Genomic DNA, 16,705 nt, shown 5'->3' on the forward strand with positions numbered 1-16,705 from the left:
ATGAGCACCCCGAGCACTCGAAATGCCCGGCAGGCAAAGATCTTGGAAATTTTGGATCGCAATCGCGTCACGAGCCAGGTGCAATTATCGGAGCTCTTGTTGGCAGAAGGCATCGATATCACGCAGGCCACGCTGTCGCGGGATCTTGATGAGCTGGGAGCGAAGAAGGTCAAGCGAGACGGTGGGCGCTCGTACTATATGGTCGCGGGCGAGCTGGAACAATTCGAAGATCAGGTGGGCGGACCGCGCGAGAAGTTGCGGCGCATGTTGGATGAATTGGTGGTCTCCCACGATTCCTCGATGAATATCGCGATGTTGCGCACGCCGGCGGGCGCAGCGCAATATCTCGCCAGCTTTATCGATCGCGTGGGCCTGCACGATGTAGTGGGGTGCATCGCCGGTGATGACACCATCTTTGTGCTGGCACGCGAGGGGGTTACCGGTGCGGAATTGGCGGAAAGGCTGAAGGCGCAGAAGATTTAAAGAATAGTGGCATTCTCGCACCCGCTCGTATATTATTTAACTAACCGAATTTTTTTCAATTATTGAAGGAGTCTTAGCATGTCTGCACGCGTAGTCTTGGCCTATTCCGGTGGCCTCGATACCTCGGTAGCCATTCCATACCTGGCAAAGATGACCGGCGGCGACGTTGTTGCCGTCTCCCTTGACTTGGGTCAGGGCGGCGAGGATATGGAGTCCGTACGCCAGCGCGCGCTCGATTGCGGTGCGGTGGAGTCCATCGTTATCGATGCCAAAGATGAGTTTGCGGAGCAATACTGCGTGCCCACCATTAAGGCGAATGGCATGTACATGAAGCAGTACCCGCTGGTATCTGCCATTTCCCGCCCGCTGATTACCAAGCACCTGGTAAAAGCCGCCCAGGAGCACGGCGGAACGCACGTTTCCCACGGTTGTACCGGTAAGGGCAATGACCAGGTGCGCTTTGAGGTGTCCTTCCGCGCCCAGGATCCATCGCTAGAGATCGTCGCCCCAGCGCGCGATTATGCATGGACCCGCGATAAGGCCATCGATTTTGCAGAAGAGATTAACCTGCCCATTGAGCAATCGGCGGCCTCGCCATTTTCCATCGACCAGAACCTGTGGGGCCGTGCGGTAGAAACCGGCTTCCTGGAGGATTTGTGGAACCCGCCGACAAAGGATCTCTACGCATATACGGAAGACCCGGGCCTGGGCAATGCTCCAGATGAGATTATCATTTCCTTTGAGAAGGGTGTTCCAGTTGCGGTCGATGGCAAGAAGCTGACCCCGCTGCAGGTCATCGAAGAGGTCAATCGCCGCGCTGGTGCCCAGGGAATCGGCCGCCTGGACATGGTAGAGGACCGGTTGGTGGGCATTAAGTCCCGCGAGGTCTACGAGGCACCGGGTGCCATGGTGCTCATTCAGGCCCACGAGGCGCTGGAGGATGTCACCGTGGAGCGCGAGCTGGCACGCTACAAGCGCCTGACGGATGCACGGTGGTCCGAGGAGGTTTACGACGGCCTGTGGCACTCGCCGCTCAAGCGTTCTCTGGATGCCTTCATTGAGGAGTCCCAGGAGAACGTCACTGGCGATATCCGCCTGAGCCTGCACGCAGGTACCGCGACCGTCACCGGCCGCCGCTCCGGACAGTCGCTGTACTCCTTCGATTTGGCTACCTACGACACCGGCGATACCTTCGACCAGACCGCTGCAAAGGGCTTTGTCCAGTTGCACGGCTTGTCCACCCAGATTTCCAACCAGCGTGACCGCGAGGGTGGTTTCCCCACCAGCGCAGAAAAATAGGCACCGATGGAACCACACAAGACTAACGAAGGCGCGCTCTGGGGCGGCCGGTTCTCCGGCGGCCCTTCCGAAGCGATGTTCGCCCTCTCGGTTTCCACCCATTTTGACTGGGTGCTTGCCCCTTACGACGTACTCGCCTCGAAGGCGCATGCCAAGGTGCTGCACAAGGCAGGGCTGCTTTCCGATGCCGACCTCGACACCATGCTTTCCGGACTCACCGAGCTCGGGGAAAAGGTAGCTTCGGGCGAATTTGTGCCAGCACCCACCGACGAAGATGTGCACGGCGCCATGGAGCGCGGCCTCATCGACATCGTTGGGCCCGAGGTAGGCGGCCGCCTGCGCGCGGGACGTTCCCGCAATGACCAAGTTGCCACGCTCTTTCGCATGTGGGTGCGCGATGCCATCCGCGATACGACCCTGCAAGTCTCCGAGCTTGTCGATGCCCTAGCGGATCAAGCCGCCGCGCATCCCGAGGCCATCATGCCGGGCAAGACGCACTCCCAGGCCGCGCAGCCCATCTTGCTTGCCCACGAATTATTGGGCCATGCTCAACCGCTGCTGCGCGATATTCAACGCTTGCAGGACTTGGATAAGCGGCTAGCCGTATCCCCGTATGGCTCGGGTGCGCTCGCAGGTTCCTCCCTGCAGCTTGACCCAGAAGCCATCGCCGTAGAGCTCGGATTTGATTCCGCTGCGGAAAACTCCCTGGATGGCACCGCATCTCGCGATTTTGCCTCGGAAACGGCCTTTGTGCTGGCGCAGATCGCAGTGGACATGTCCCGGCTGGCAGAAGAGATCATCTACTGGTGTACCCCAGAGTACGGCTACGTCACCTTGGATGACGCGTGGTCGACAGGCTCATCCATCATGCCGCAGAAAAAGAACCCGGATATCCCGGAACTTACCCGCGGCAAGACCGGGCGCCTGATTGGCAACCTCACGGGGCTGCTATCCACGCTCAAGGCACAGCCACTGGCTTATAACCGCGACCTGCAAGAGGACAAAGAACCCATCGTGGACTCGGTGGCGCAGCTCAACCTATTGCTGCCATCGATGACCGGGCTCGTGTCCACCTTGTCCTTTAATGAGGACAGGATGCGCGAGTTGGCGCCACGCGGATTTACCTTGGCCACCGACCTAGCCGAGTGGATGGTGCGCCAAGGCGTACCCTTCCGCGAAGCACACGAGGCTTCTGGTGCATGCGTACGCATCGCCGAAAAGAGGGGAGTGGATCTAGTGGACCTCACTGATGAGGAACTTAGGGGCGTCGACAAGCGGCTGACCCCAGAGGTGCGCGAGGTCCTGACCATTGATGGTGCGGTTGCTTCCCGCACAACCAAGGGCGGGACCGCCGGCGTCCGCGTTACTGAACAGCGCGAAACCGTCCGCGAACATGCCGCCGCGGCGCGTGAGTGGGCTACCAAGCCAGTGCGCACGCAGAACTAGAAGGGCGACAGACAAGGTCCCTGGCTTATCTAGTAGATAAAAATGCCCTCATCAATGAGAGGATGGCATTCCATGAGACGTCGCGGGTTGGCCCTTTATGCCGCCTGCGACGTTGTGCAACGTGATGCCGCGCCGTTCGGCATCCTCGGCGAAAGCTGAGATGAAGCTGGCCGAGCGCTTGCCGGAGGCGCAGTACACCCACGCTTCGCTAAGCCCCTCGGCCTGCAGGGAATCGAGGAGGCAGCGCGCTGCCTCTGGATCTTCCAGCCACACGGAGGTTGGTAAGTGGTAATGCTTGGCAGTGGAGTCAAAGAAGAAATCATCGATGGCGGCTTCACTGATTTCGCGCACATCGATGGCCGCGGCGCCATCGCGTAGCTTGTCGAAGATCTCGGCATCGGTATCATCGTCCTCCGGCACGGCACAAGCTCCGCCACCGTAGTCATGCTGCAACTGGGTGGTTAGTTCGCGTGCTGGGTCGCGGGGCACGTGGAAGTGGTCGATGGAGGCGGTTAGGGCATTGTAGATGCTTAGCAGGCCCACCCGGTCGCGGTTCATGCCCGTTGCGAACTGGATCAGCTCGGTGGACATCAGGCCCGCGACCACGCTGGTGGTCACGCCCAGCACGCCGGCGGTGGCGCAATCAGGCACGGAATCGGGGTCGGGTTGCAGGGGATAGAGGTCGCGCATGCCCACGCCCGACTCGGCGCCGGGCCCGGACCACCACACTGCGCAGTCGCCCCGAAAACGCAGCACCGAGCCCCATACCAGCGGGGTGCCCGTGATCTCCGCGGCATCGGCTGCTAGGAACTTGGTGGTAAACGTGTCGGAACCATCCACCAAGATGTCCACCCCGCGGAGGTAGTCCACGGCATTGTCAGCAGTAAGTCGGCCGCGAATCGCATGCACCACGATGCCGGGCTGCAGTTGCTGGAGCTTTTCGGCTGCGACCTCCACCTTGGGCCTTCCCACATCGTGGGCACCGAATAGGATCTGGCGGTGGATATTGCTCAGATCCACCGTGTCGTCGTCGATCACAGAGATCTCACCCACGCCGGCGGCAGCCAGCTGCTGCATCAGGGGACAGCCCAAACCACCAGCGCCGATGACAAAGACGTGGGTGGAGTGCAGCGCCTCTTGCTGGGCGATGCCGAAGCCAGGCAACAGCGTTTGGCGGGCAACCCTGTGCAACTCTTCGCGGGGCAGTTGGCTCATTACAGGACCTTGTCTTCCCAGCTAGCCAAGCCTTCAAACGATGACGATGCTACGGCGTGCTGTCGCTTTGGAATGCGGCCGGCTTGGCGGGCCAACCGGCCGCCTTCCACGGCGTATTTCATTGCAGTGGCCATTGCCAGGGGATCCTGGCAGCGGTTGATGGCACTGGCGAGAAGCACGCCATCGCACCCCAGCTCCATGGCCAGTGCAGCATCGGAGGCCGTGCCCACACCGGCATCCAGCAGCACGGGCACGTGGGTACGCGAACAGATCAGCTCGATATTGTGCGGATTCAGGATGCCCAGGCCCGTGCCGATGGGCGAGCCCAATGGCATCACCGCATCCACGCCAACGTCTTCTAGCCGCTTGGCGATGACCGGATCGTCGCTCGTGTATGCCAGCACCACGAATCCTTCGGCAACCAGCAACTCGCAAGCATCTACGAGCTCCACCACGTCCGGCAGCAGCGTGCGATCATCCGCGATAACCTCCACCTTCACCCAATTGGTGCCCAGCGCCTCGCGGGCTAGCTTGGCGGTTGTAACGGCATCGCGGGCGGTGCGGCACCCAGCTGTGTTGGGCAGTACGTCAATGTTCAACCGCTGTAAGAGCTCGAAGACGGACTCCCCACCGGAGCTTGTGGCACTGTGCCGACGCATGGCCACGGTGGTCAGCTGCGTACCGCTGGCAACCAGGGATTGTTCCAACATAGCCTGGCTGCTGGCACCGCCGGTTCCCATTACTAGGTGCGAATCGAATTGTTTATCTGCGATAGTAAGCATGGCTAAAGCTCCTAACCGCCTTGCACGGCGGTGAGGATATCCAGCACGTCGCCGTTGGAGACTTCATAAGACCAGTTGCTGGCTGGGACAACATCGCCATTGACGGCTACGGCCACGCCTTTCGGCGCGGCATCGCCAGTTTCTGCTTCTACGATGGCGGCCACGGTGATGTGCTCATCGTTGCTGCGGGGTTCTCCATTAACCGTGTATTCCATGGTGCTTATTCCTTTCTTTTGTCGCTATCGGGCGTGGCGTAACGGATCGCAGGCCGAGATGTCCAGCCCCGGAGACGTGCCCAGCCCCAACTGGGCACCTACCTTAGCCCCGAAGGCGGACAGGAGGATTCCGTGGCGGAAGTATCCGGTAGAGACCACTAGCCCTTCGCGTATTTTTCCTAGGTAGGGCAGGTCATCGGGGGTGCCGGGGCGGGCTCCAACGATTGCTTCGATGAACTCGCACTCCTCCAGCCCGGGAACCACGCGGATGGCATCGCGCAGCAGCGTGGACACACCGTCTACGGCAGGCCCCTTGCGGTTATCTTCGCGGCTGGTCGCCCCTACGGCGATGGTGCCATCGGTGCGGGGGATGACATATACCGGCCGGTCCTCCACGAATGCGCGTACCACTCGAGTCAGCGGCTCGCCGCTGGTGTGGACTAGCTTTTCAGGCACCCGCAGCCGCAGCATGTCGCCGTACACGGGCCGAAGTGCCAGGGGATTAGCGCCCTCGAACCAGCCGTCCACGTCCTTGGCGCCCAGCCCGTTGCAGAGGTAGATCATGTTGGCGGTGATCGTGCGGGCATCGGCAAGCTGCACATTTTGGCCGTCGATGCGCATTGCTGCCGTGGACAGAAAGCGAACCCCGGCGTGCTGCAGGTATTCCAGCAGGCACGCGCTGAACATGCGCGGGTTGATCTGATGATCGCCCGGGATTTCCACCGCGGCCGCCAGCTGGGGACTTAAGCCCGGCTCAAGCTTTCGGGCTTGCCGCAATGGCAGCGCGTGGGCATCCATGCCGTGTTTCTGTTGCAGCGCCAGCAGCTCGCGGATGTGTACGCCATCGGCGCGGTCGGCACCTACCACCAGGGTGGATTCGCTGCGGTGGCCGGTGGGCGCGGTGGTTTTGGCACCTAACCTGGCCAGCAGGTCAGGGAACATCTCGGCCGAAGCCAGCATCAGCGGGTACAGCGGTTCTTGCTGGTATTGCACCTCCGCAACCGGAGCCAGCATGCCACCGGCCACGAACGTGGCACCGCTGATGGGCTGGGGATCTACCACTAGGATTTTCTGCGGGTCCACGCCCGCATTCACCAGCTCGAATGCGGTGGTAAGCCCGATGATTCCCGCGCCGATTATGGCGTGCTCGGTATTATCCATGTGAACCGTTTGCTGCATTCTTGTTCGCCCGATCGAAGGCATCGACAACCGTGGTTGCCAGCGCAGCTGGATCATCGGAGTCCATAAAGGCACGTACGATTGCCACTCCAGCCACACCGGTTTGGGCCAGTGCTTCAGCGTCGGCGGCCTGCACGTCTCCAATCGCCACCACCGGAACTGCCGATGCACTCACGAGTGGGGGATAACCATCCAACCCCAGCGGGGTGCGGCCGGAGGACTTTGTCGGAGTGGGGCGGAACGGGCCGGCTCCGATGTAGTCGATCACATCGGCGTAGTCGTTAGCGGCCTGCACAAGTTCGAGGGTGCCGGTGGTCAGCCCGATAATCGCATCCTCACCAAGGATTTGTCGTGCCAGGCGCGGCCCCAAGTCGTCTTGGCCAATGTGCACGCCGTGGATGTGGTGTTCGCCCATGAGCGCGGCGGCTACGTCGACTCGGTCATCGACAAGCACACGCGTCGCCGGATTGGCTTCCTCGACTGCTGCGGCAACGTCGATGGCCAAGGCGGTCAAATCGCGCACGCTGATCGGCTTGCTGCGAACTTGAATCACGCCCGCACCACCTGCCGCTGCTGCCGCGGCCACCTGTACGACCTTTTCCTGCGGTGCGCCCGTCACGTGGTAGCACCGTAGGTCCAGTAGGTTACCGTGCACTGTGTCCCGCAGCTTCCTTTTCCAAGTCTTCGGCTACTTCCTTGGCCTCGCTGCGGTTCAGGTACAGTTTGGAACCCGCGCGGCGGAACTCCTCGGCCATTTCTTCTTCGCCTTCGGCATTAGTGACACCCTCTTCTTCCACGCTCTGGCGGCCGAAGCCAGGCAAGCCGAGGTCCTTGACTAGCGACTGCTCCTGATCGGTAGCCAGAGCCTCATCGATCTTCTCACCGAATGCATCGCGGATGTCCTGGCTGATGCGCATGGAACAGAACTTGGGGCCACACATCGAGCAGAAGTGGGCGGTCTTCGCCGGCTCCGCGGGCAGGGTTTCGTCGTGGTAGGACTGGGCGGTATCCGGGTCTAGGGACAGGGCGAACTGGTCGTGCCAGCGGAACTCGAAGCGGGCCTTGCTCATCGCATCGTCCCACTCGTGGGCACCCGGGTGGCCCTTGGCGACGTCCGCGGCATGCGCCGAGACCTTGTAGGTGATCACGCCGGTCTTCACGTCGTCCTTATTCGGCAGGCCGAGGTGCTCCTTCGGGGTGACGTAGCACAGCATTGCGGTACCACCCATGGCGATATTGGCCGCACCGATGGCGGAGGTGATGTGATCGTAACCGGGAGCAATATCGGTAACCAGCGGTCCCAGGGTGTAAAACGGTGCGCCGCCGCACCATTCCTGCTCCTTTTCGTTGTTGACCTGCACCATGTTCAGCGGTACGTGGCCCGGGCCTTCGACCATGACCTGCACGTCGTATTCCCAGGCGCGGTGGGTCAGCTCGCCGATGGTCTTTAGCTCGGCGAACTGGGCTGCGTCGTTTGCGTCGGCGATGGAGCCGGGACGCAGGCCGTCGCCCAGAGAAAACGCGACGTCGTATTTGGCGAAGATCTCGCACAGCTCGTCGAAGTTCTCATAGAGGAAGGATTCCTTGTGGTGTGCCAGGCACCAGCCAGCCATGATGGAACCGCCGCGGGAGACGATGCCGGTCACGCGCTTGGTGGTTAGCGGCACGAAGGGCAGGCGCACGCCGGCGTGGATCGTCATGTAGTCCACACCCTGCTCACACTGCTCGATCACGGTATCGCGGAAGATTTCCCAGGTCAGATCCTCGGCAACACCGTCGACCTTTTCGAGTGCCTGGTAGATGGGCACGGTACCGATCGGCACCGGAGAGTTGCGCATGATCCACTCGCGGGTGGTGTGAATGTCGTTACCGGTGGATAGATCCATCACGGTATCTGCGCCCCAGCGGGTAGCCCAGCGCAGCTTGTCCACCTCTTCGCGGATGGAGGAGGTCACTGCGGAGTTGCCGATATTGGCGTTGATCTTCGTGTTGAAGGCATTGCCGATGATCATCGGCTCGGACTCCGGGTGGTTGATGTTGTTCGGGATGATCGCTTTACCGGAGGCAACCTGCTCGCGCACCTTTTCTACGTCACAGTGCTCGCGCAGTGCGACGTATTCCATCTCCGGGGTGATAACACCCTGGCGGGCGTAGTGCATCTGGGTTACGCGCTTTCCTTCCTTGGCCCGCAGCGTTTCGCGGCTGACGCCCTTCCACTCGTCGCTGGCCTCGCCACGCTTGAGGGCGCGGTTACCGTCGTCCAGCAAGTTGCGACGACGCCCCTCGTAGGCCTCCACATCTCCGCGGGCTTTGATCCACTCGCTGCGCAGGGCCTCTAGGCCTTCGGTAGGCTCGGCCCACGGACCGCGGGTGCGGTAGAGCTTCTGCGGTGCGTTCGGGCCGGTCGGGGAATCGTCCAGCTGCACCTCGGTCTCCGGCACCTGGAGGGTGAAGGTCTTACCGAAGGATTCCACCTGCTTCTCGATGGGGGCGAAGCTGTGCTTCGGGTGGATTTCCGCACCATATTCGTCGTTCGGAATGGTGGTACGGGTGTGTTGGGTAGACGTATCCGTCATAAATGACTCTCCTCATTCTTCCTTCGCTGGTTCTAACCAGGCAGGTTCTAGCGGTACTCGCGCGGGCATACAGCGCGATCTCAGCTCGATACCTCGAGCGCCCGTGTTCGGTTGCACTTTCCACTGTAACGCACACCACCCGAGAGTGAAGTTATGGGCTAGGTGATTGACCGAAGGGGCATCGGCAAGCAACACCAGGGAGTCACGCGGTGGGATGTCTGGGGCAGGGGCTAAACTAAGCAGCATGATTGATCAGAAGCTCCTAGAGATCCTCGTGTGCCCAATCGACAGGCAACCGCTGGAGGATCACGGTGACTATTTGGTGAACCCCAGGCTGAACAAGGCCTATCCAGTGCAGGACGGCATTCCGGTCATGCTTGTCGACGAAGCCGTGGACTGGCCCATTGAGTCCAAGTAACTAGAGTCCTGCAAATCAAGTAATAGGAAAAGGGAACACCTTCGTATGAGCAACACCACGAACATCATCGACGAGCTGCAATGGCGCGGGCTGATCAACCAGTCCACGGACTTGGAGGCGCTGAAGGAAGCCACAGAGAACCCGATCAGCTTGTACTGCGGTTTCGATCCGACGGGCAGCTCGCTGCATGCGGGCCACCTGGTGCCGCTGATTATGCTGAAGCGTTTTCAGCAATTCGGTCACCGTCCAATCGCGTTGGCCGGTGGAGCGACGGGAATGATTGGTGACCCGCGCGATGTCGGCGAGCGCTCCATGCTCTCGGAAGAGCAGATCGCAGAGAACATGCAGGCAATCAAGACCCAACTTGAGGCTTTCGTGGACTTCACCGATTCGGGCGAGGTTGCAAGCCCAGCGGTGATGGTCAATAACGCCGACTGGACCAGTCAGATCAACGTCATTGAATACCTGCGCGACATTGGTAAGAACTTCTCGCTCAACACAATGCTAGATCGCGATACCGTTAAGCGGCGCTTGGAATCCGACGGTATCTCTTACACCGAGTTTTCCTACATGCTGCTGCAGGCGAACGACTTTGCACACCTGCACAACGAGTACGACTGCGTGCTGCAGATTGGCGGTGGCGACCAGTGGGGCAACATCGTTTCCGGCGTGGATCTCAACCGCCGCGTAAACGGTGTGAAGGTGCACGGCCTGACGGTACCGCTGGTGACAGATGCCGAGGGCAATAAGTTTGGTAAATCCACCGGCGGCGGCAAACTGTGGCTAGATCCAGAGCTGACCAGCCCGTACTCCTGGTACCAATACTTCATCAATGCCGGTGATGCCGTTGTTATCGATTACCTGCGTTGGTTTACCTTCCTAAACCAAGAAGAGATCGCGGAACTGCAGCGCAAGGTAGAGCAGGAACCCCACAAGCGTGAGGCGCAACGCGTGTTGGCGCGGGAGATGACCACCTTGGTGCACGGCGCGCAGGCAACCGAAGCAGTGGAGCTGGCTTCCCAGGCACTGTTCGGCAGGGCAGAACTGCAGGATCTGGACGAGTCCACGCTGTCTTCTGCGTTGCAGGAAACCGAGGTGGTTGAGGTCAGCACGCGGGCCACCATCCTGGACTTGTTGGTTGAATCGGGATTGGAGAAATCAAAGGGGGCCGCGCGCCGCACTGTGGGTGAAGGTGGCGCGTACGTGAATAACCAGCGCATCGAGGACATCGAGTGGTCCCCGTCTTCCCAAGACCTGCTGCATGGCTCTTGGCTGGTGTTGCGTAAGGGCAAGAAGCGTTTCGCCGGGGCACGGGTTGTGAATCCTTCCTAGTGACGGCGCCCTGGCTGTTAACTGATCCCTTGGTAATTGCGGTTTTACGCTTTTGCCAGGGGATTTGTGCGTTTCTTGGAGTGGGGTGTAGGTTTATCCAGGTCGCCGAGAGGTAGCCGGTTGGTTACTTTTTAGTGACTTTTTGTACTGACTTGGCTCGAGGATTTGACTTGGTTTAGGTTGTTGGGTAGGTTAGTGCGAGCCGCCGATGAGAGGTTAACGTTTGGTTAATTTTCTTGTGGTGTGTGGATGTTGTTTGAGAACTCAATAGTGTGCCAATGTACTTATTTTTTATTTTTGTGTGCATGGTTGTGTGTTGATTGGTCTGTTGACCAGCGAGCCTATGGTGGTTTGTTGGTTGGTGTGTGCCGGTAAGGTGTTGGAATACGCACCTTTTTGAATACTGTTTAGTGTTTCGGCTGCATTGATGGATTGGTTGGCATGTGATTGTGTTCAACTTTTTTGTCTCCCTTTTTGTGCCCCGTCGGGTTGGGGAGGCAGTTTATTTTTCTTTGTAGTAATTTTTGGACGCCAGCATGGACTGCTTTTGTGTGGTTTGTGGTGGTTTGTTCTTTTGGTTAGGTTTGGGCTTTTCACGGCCTTGATTTTGGAATGTTGTTCTGAAATTCTTTTTGTGGAGAGTTTGATCCTGGCTCAGGACGAACGCTGGCGGCGTGCTTAACACATGCAAGTCGAACGGAAAGGCCCTGCTTGCAGGGTACTCGAGTGGCGAACGGGTGAGTAACACGTGGGTGATCTGCCCTGCACTTCGGGATAAGCTTGGGAAACTGGGTCTAATACCGGATAGGAGCCATCTTTAGTGTGGTGGTTGGAAAGTTTTTTCGGTGTAGGATGAGCTCGCGGCCTATCAGCTTGTTGGTGGGGTAATGGCCTACCAAGGCGGCGACGGGTAGCCGGCCTGAGAGGGTGTACGGCCACATTGGGACTGAGATACGGCCCAGACTCCTACGGGAGGCAGCAGTGGGGAATATTGCACAATGGGCGCAAGCCTGATGCAGCGACGCCGCGTGGGGGATGAAGGCCTTCGGGTTGTAAACTCCTTTCGCTAGGGACGAAGCTTTGTTGTGACGGTACCTAGATAAGAAGCACCGGCTAACTACGTGCCAGCAGCCGCGGTAATACGTAGGGTGCGAGCGTTGTCCGGAATTACTGGGCGTAAAGGGCTCGTAGGTGGTTTGTCGCGTCGTCTGTGAAATTCTGGGGCTTAACTCCGGGCGTGCAGGCGATACGGGCATAACTTGAGTGCTGTAGGGGTAACTGGAATTCCTGGTGTAGCGGTGAAATGCGCAGATATCAGGAGGAACACCGATGGCGAAGGCAGGTTACTGGGCAGTTACTGACGCTGAGGAGCGAAAGCATGGGTAGCGAACAGGATTAGATACCCTGGTAGTCCATGCCGTAAACGGTGGGCGCTAGGTGTGAGGGTCTTTCTACGACTTTCGTGCCGTAGCTAACGCATTAAGCGCCCCGCCTGGGGAGTACGGCCGCAAGGCTAAAACTCAAAGGAATTGACGGGGGCCCGCACAAGCGGCGGAGCATGTGGATTAATTCGATGCAACGCGAAGAACCTTACCTGGGCTTGACATACATCAGATCGCTGCAGAGATGTAGTTTCCCTTTGTGGTTGGTGTACAGGTGGTGCATGGTTGTCGTCAGCTCGTGTCGTGAGATGTTGGGTTAAGTCCCGCAACGAGCGCAACCCTTGTCTTATGTTGCCAGCATTTGGTTGGGGACTCATGAGAGACTGCCGGGGTTAACTCGGAGGAAGGTGGGGATGACGTCAAATCATCATGCCCCTTATGTCCAGGGCTTCACACATGCTACAATGGTCGGTACAACGCGTTGCGACACTGTGAGGTGGAGCGAATCGCTGAAAGCCGGCCTTAGTTCGGATTGGGGTCTGCAACTCGACCCCATGAAGTCGGAGTCGCTAGTAATCGCAGATCAGCAATGCTGCGGTGAATACGTTCCCGGGCCTTGTACACACCGCCCGTCACGTCATGAAAGTTGGTAACACCCGAAGCCGGTGGCCTAAACGTGTTAGGGAGCCGTCGAAGGTGGGATCGGCGATTGGGACGAAGTCGTAACAAGGTACCCGTACCGGAAGGTGCGGGTGGATCACCTCCTTTCTAAGGAGCTTTTATTATTGGGCTGCAGTTGCAGCCAGAACCCATAGTTGTGGGTTGCCCACTGTTGTTTGATGGTGGGTTGGTGGTTGAGTAGGCGAGTGTTCTGCTGCCACCGAATTTGGAAATTCCGGGTAGGAGACACACCTTAATCAGCAGTATCAAGTGTTGAGACAGTGCTTTGTGACATGCGTAAAAGTGTCCATGTATACAAAAATGAGTGTTGATTGTACGTTGGTGCATTGTTGGGTGTCTGGGGCATTATCCCCTTTTTTGTGTGCCTGACTGGTTGATGGATGCCATTCATTGTGGTGGTGTTTGTTGCTGGTTCGGGGTGTTGTGTGAGAACTGTATAGTGGACGCGAGCATCTGCATGATGCCACTTACACGTTGTGTTTGTGGTGTCTTGTGTGTGTGATGTGATTTTTCTTTTTGTTTATTTTGTCAAGTTCACTTGTTACCACCACATGCTGGTTGCATGGCTTTTGTTGGTTGTGTGGTTTGTGTGTGGTGGTTGGTGTGTTCGTTATTTAGGGCGCATGGTGGATGCCTTGGCATGCTGAGCCGATGAAGGACGTGTAAGGCTGCGTTAAGCCTCGGGGAGTTGTCAATAAAGCGTTGATCCGAGGATGTCCGAATGGGGAAACCTGGCCCTGGTTATGTGGGGTTACCCTTCAGTGAATTCATAGCTGTTGTGGGGGTTACGCGGGGAAGTGAAACATCTCAGTACCCGTAGGAGGAGAAAATAATAATGATTCTGCTAGTAGTGGCGAACGAACGTGGATGAGGCTAAACCGTGTGCATGTGATACCTGGTAGGGGTTGTGTGTGCGGTGTTGTGGGGCTCAATTGTGTGTCATCTACCAGTGGCACGCCCTTTTTGCATTGTTGTTAGGTGAAGTGGTTTGGAATGATCTGCCGGAGTAGGTGAGAGTCCTGTAGCTGAAGATGATGATGTGGGGGTTGTTGGGTTCCCGAGTAGCAACGGGCTCGTGGAATCTGTTGTGAATCTGCCGGGACCACCCGGTAAGCCTAAATACTCAGTGTGACCGATAGTGGATAGTACCGTGAGGGAATGGTGAAAAGTACCCCGGGAGGGGAGTGAAATAGTTCCTGAAACCATGTGCTTACAATCCGTCAGAGCACTTTTTATGGTGTGATGGCGTGCCTTTTGAAGAATGAGCCTGCGAGTCAGCGGCATGTCGCGAGGTTAACCCGTGTGGGGTAGCCGTAGGGAAACCGAATCCTAATGGGGTGGTAAGTGGCATGTCCTGGACCCGAAGCGGGGTGATCTACCCATGGCCAGTGTGAAGCAGCTGTAAGAGGTTGTGGAGGCGCGAACCCACGTAGGTTGAAAACTGCGGGGATGAGCTGTGGGTAGGGGTGAAAGGCCAATCAAACTCCGTGATAGCTGGTTCTCCCCGAAATGCATTTAGGTGCAGCGTCGCATTTAGCTTGGTGGAGGTAGAGCGACTGGTTGGTTGAGCGGGACTACAATCTTAGCAATGTCAGCCAAACTCCGAATGCCATCAATTGTGTTGTGCGGCAGTGAGACTGTGGGGGATAAGCTTCATAGTCGAGAGGGAAACAGCCCAGATCGCCGGTTAAGGCCCCTAAGGGTGTACTAAGTGGAAAAGGATGTGGGATCGCGAAGACAGCCAGGAGGTTGGCTTAGAAGCAGCCATCCTTGAAAGAGTGCGTAATAGCTCACTGGTCGAGTGGTTCTGCGCCGACAATGTAGTGGGGCTCAAGTACACCGCCGAAGCCGCGGCAAGCAACAATTTTTTGTTGTTTGGGTAGGGGAGCGTCGTGCATGGGTGGAAGCGTTACCGTGAGGAGGCGTGGACTGTGTGCGAGTGAGAATGCAGGCATGAGTAACGAATTGTAAGGTGAGAATCCTTACCGCCGGATGACTAAGGGTTCCTGGGTCAAGTTCGTCTTCCCAGGGTGAGTCGGGACCTAAGGCGAGGCCGACAGGCGTAGTCGATGGATAACCAGTTGATATTCTGGTACCCGTACATGTGCGCCCATGATAAAGCACGGATACTAACCACTGCGGATACGCTACCTAGCATTCTTTGAGTGTTGGTGGTGTTGATGTCGTGGGGCCTGATGTGTGGTTCAAGTGATGGGGTGACGCAGTGAGGTAGCCGCGCCACTTACTGGATTGGTGGTGTAAGCGTGTAGGCCGTGTGGTAGGTAAATCCGCCACACATATAGGTTGAGGCGTGATGCGTAGACCCTACAAGGGTTGATGGTGGTGATCCTGTACTGTCGAGAAAAGCCTCTAGCGAGTGTGTGTATGGCCCGTACCCTAAACCGACACAGGTGGTCAGGTTGAAGATACTAAGGCGTTCGGGTGAACTGTGGTTAAGGAATTCGGCAAAATGCCCCCGTAACTTCGGGAGAAGGGGGGCCCTGTGACGTGAAGACCCTTGCGGTTGGAGTGTTGTGGGGTCGCAGAGAATAGAGGGAAGCGACTGTTTATCAAAAACACAGGTCCATGCGAAGACGTTAAGTTGATGTATATGGACTGACGCCTGCCCGGTGCTGGAAGGTTAAGAGGACCGGTTAGTAACCTTTGTGGTTGCGAAGCTGAGAATTTAAGCCCCAGTAAACGGCGGTGGTAACTATAACCATCCTAAGGTAGCGAAATTCCTTGTCGGGTAAGTTCCGACCTGCACGAATGGCGTAACGACTTCTCTGCTGTCTCGACCACAGGCCCGGTGAAATTGCATTACGAGTAAAGATGCTCGTTACGCGCGGCAGGACGAAAAGACCCCGGGACCTTCACTATAGCTTGGTATTGGTGTTTGGTTCGGTTTGTGTAGGATAGGTGGGAGACTGTGAAGCTATCACGCTAGTGGTGGTGGAGTCGTTGTTGAAATACCACTCTGATCGGATTGAGCATCTAACCTTGGCCCATGATCTGGGTTGGGGACAGTGCCTGGTGGGTAGTTTAACTGGGGCGGTTGCCTCCCAAAATGTAACGGAGGCGCCCAAAGGTTCCCTCAGCCTGGTTGGCAATCAGGTGGTGAGTGTAAGTGCACAAGGGAGCTTGACTGTGAGACAGACATGTCGAGCAGGGACGAAAGTCGGGACTAGTGATCCGGCACCTACTTGTGGATGTGGTGTCGCTCAACGGATAAAAGGTACCCCGGGGATAACAGGCTGATCTTCCCCAAGAGTCCATATCGACGGGATGGTTTGGCACCTCGATGTCGGCTCGTCGCATCCTGGGGCTGGAGTAGGTCCCAAGGGTTGGGCTGTTCGCCCATTAAAGCGGCACGCGAGCTGGGTTCAGAACGTCGTGAGACAGTTCGGTCTCTATCCGCCGCGCGCGTTGAAACTTGAAGAAGGCTGTCCCTAGTACGAGAGGACCGGGACGGACGTACCTCTAGTGTGCCAGTTATCCCGCCAGGGGTAGTGCTGGTTGGCTACGTACGGAAGGGATAACCGCTGAAAGCATCTAAGCGGGAAGCCTGTTTTAAGATGAGGTTTCTTTTGAGGTCCCCTAAAGACTATGGGGTAGATAGGCCAGACTTGGAAGCACTGTAAGGTGTGAAGGCTACTGGTACTAATTGACCAAAACAAACACACCACAACAACCCCAA

General features: G+C 57.8%; 11 protein-coding genes, 2 rRNA genes and 1 riboswitch. Of the genes, 7 read left to right on the forward strand and 6 right to left on the reverse strand.

Annotated elements, in window-relative coordinates; all coding sequences use genetic code 11:
* From HMPREF1257_RS06050 to argH, 3 genes are all read left to right on the forward strand, one after another.
* Positions 1-483 carry an arginine repressor gene (locus HMPREF1257_RS06050; protein WP_023026561.1) on the forward strand — a complete coding sequence of 161 codons (483 nt, stop codon included), beginning with the start codon at positions 1-3 and terminating at the stop codon, positions 481-483.
* Positions 484-561: 78 nt separating this feature from the next.
* Complete coding sequence (locus HMPREF1257_RS06055) at positions 562-1,782, forward strand: argininosuccinate synthase (RefSeq protein ID WP_023017895.1); 1,221 nt, start codon at positions 562-564, stop codon at positions 1,780-1,782.
* Positions 1,783-1,788: 6 nt separating this feature from the next.
* Positions 1,789-3,228, forward strand: a complete 1,440-nt coding sequence (gene argH / locus HMPREF1257_RS06060) for an argininosuccinate lyase (protein ID WP_023026564.1) — start codon at positions 1,789-1,791, stop codon at positions 3,226-3,228.
* A gap of 51 nt (positions 3,229-3,279) precedes the next feature.
* Here argH and HMPREF1257_RS06065 read toward each other — a convergent pair whose 3' ends face one another.
* From HMPREF1257_RS06065 to thiC, 6 genes are read right to left on the reverse strand one after another with little or no spacing between them, the layout of a single operon-like run.
* Complete coding sequence (locus HMPREF1257_RS06065) at positions 3,280-4,443, reverse strand: ThiF family adenylyltransferase (protein ID WP_023026566.1); 1,164 nt, start codon at positions 4,441-4,443, stop codon at positions 3,280-3,282.
* Positions 4,443-5,225 (reverse strand): thiazole synthase, encoded by a 783-nt coding sequence (locus HMPREF1257_RS06070; RefSeq protein WP_023026568.1) that lies wholly within the window; start codon positions 5,223-5,225, stop codon positions 4,443-4,445. The genes HMPREF1257_RS06065 and HMPREF1257_RS06070 overlap by 1 nt, the downstream gene beginning before the upstream one ends.
* An 11-nt stretch (positions 5,226-5,236) precedes the next feature.
* On the reverse strand, positions 5,237-5,440 hold the full coding sequence (gene thiS, locus HMPREF1257_RS06075) for a sulfur carrier protein ThiS (protein WP_023026570.1): 204 nt from the start codon (positions 5,438-5,440) through the stop codon (positions 5,237-5,239).
* A gap of 24 nt (positions 5,441-5,464) precedes the next feature.
* Complete coding sequence (gene thiO / locus HMPREF1257_RS06080) at positions 5,465-6,601, reverse strand: glycine oxidase ThiO (RefSeq protein ID WP_034659247.1); 1,137 nt, start codon at positions 6,599-6,601, stop codon at positions 5,465-5,467.
* Complete coding sequence (locus HMPREF1257_RS06085; protein WP_084529630.1) at positions 6,594-7,259, reverse strand: thiamine phosphate synthase; 666 nt, start codon at positions 7,257-7,259, stop codon at positions 6,594-6,596. Before HMPREF1257_RS06085 ends, thiO begins: the two co-directional genes overlap by 8 nt.
* 4 nt (positions 7,260-7,263) lie before the next feature.
* Entirely contained in the window at positions 7,264-9,195 is a 1,932-nt protein-coding gene (gene thiC / locus HMPREF1257_RS06090) for a phosphomethylpyrimidine synthase ThiC (protein WP_023026576.1), read from the reverse strand.
* Between the two features lies 1 nt (position 9,196).
* A riboswitch (TPP riboswitch) is annotated at positions 9,197-9,310 on the reverse strand.
* A gap of 129 nt (positions 9,311-9,439) precedes the next feature.
* Here thiC and HMPREF1257_RS06095 point away from each other — a divergent pair.
* The 4 genes from HMPREF1257_RS06095 (at position 9,440) to HMPREF1257_RS06110 (ending at position 16,691) form a co-directional block, all read left to right on the forward strand.
* Positions 9,440-9,613, forward strand: coding sequence for a Trm112 family protein (locus HMPREF1257_RS06095; protein WP_034659356.1), 174 nt, complete (start codon positions 9,440-9,442; stop codon positions 9,611-9,613).
* Between the two features lie 45 nt (positions 9,614-9,658).
* Positions 9,659-10,945 carry a tyrosine--tRNA ligase gene (gene tyrS / locus HMPREF1257_RS06100; RefSeq protein WP_023026580.1) on the forward strand — a complete coding sequence of 429 codons (1,287 nt, stop codon included), beginning with the start codon at positions 9,659-9,661 and terminating at the stop codon, positions 10,943-10,945.
* Positions 10,946-11,576: 631 nt separating this feature from the next.
* A 16S ribosomal RNA gene (locus tag HMPREF1257_RS06105) occupies positions 11,577-13,095 on the forward strand.
* Between the two features lie 516 nt (positions 13,096-13,611).
* Positions 13,612-16,691, forward strand: a 23S ribosomal RNA gene (locus HMPREF1257_RS06110).
* The 16S and 23S rRNA genes sit together here, the layout of an rRNA operon.
* Positions 16,692-16,705 lie beyond the last annotated feature (14 nt).

The organism is Corynebacterium sp. KPL1814, assembly GCF_000478175.1.
In the GTDB taxonomy this organism is placed as follows: Bacteria; Actinomycetota; Actinomycetes; order Mycobacteriales; family Mycobacteriaceae; genus Corynebacterium.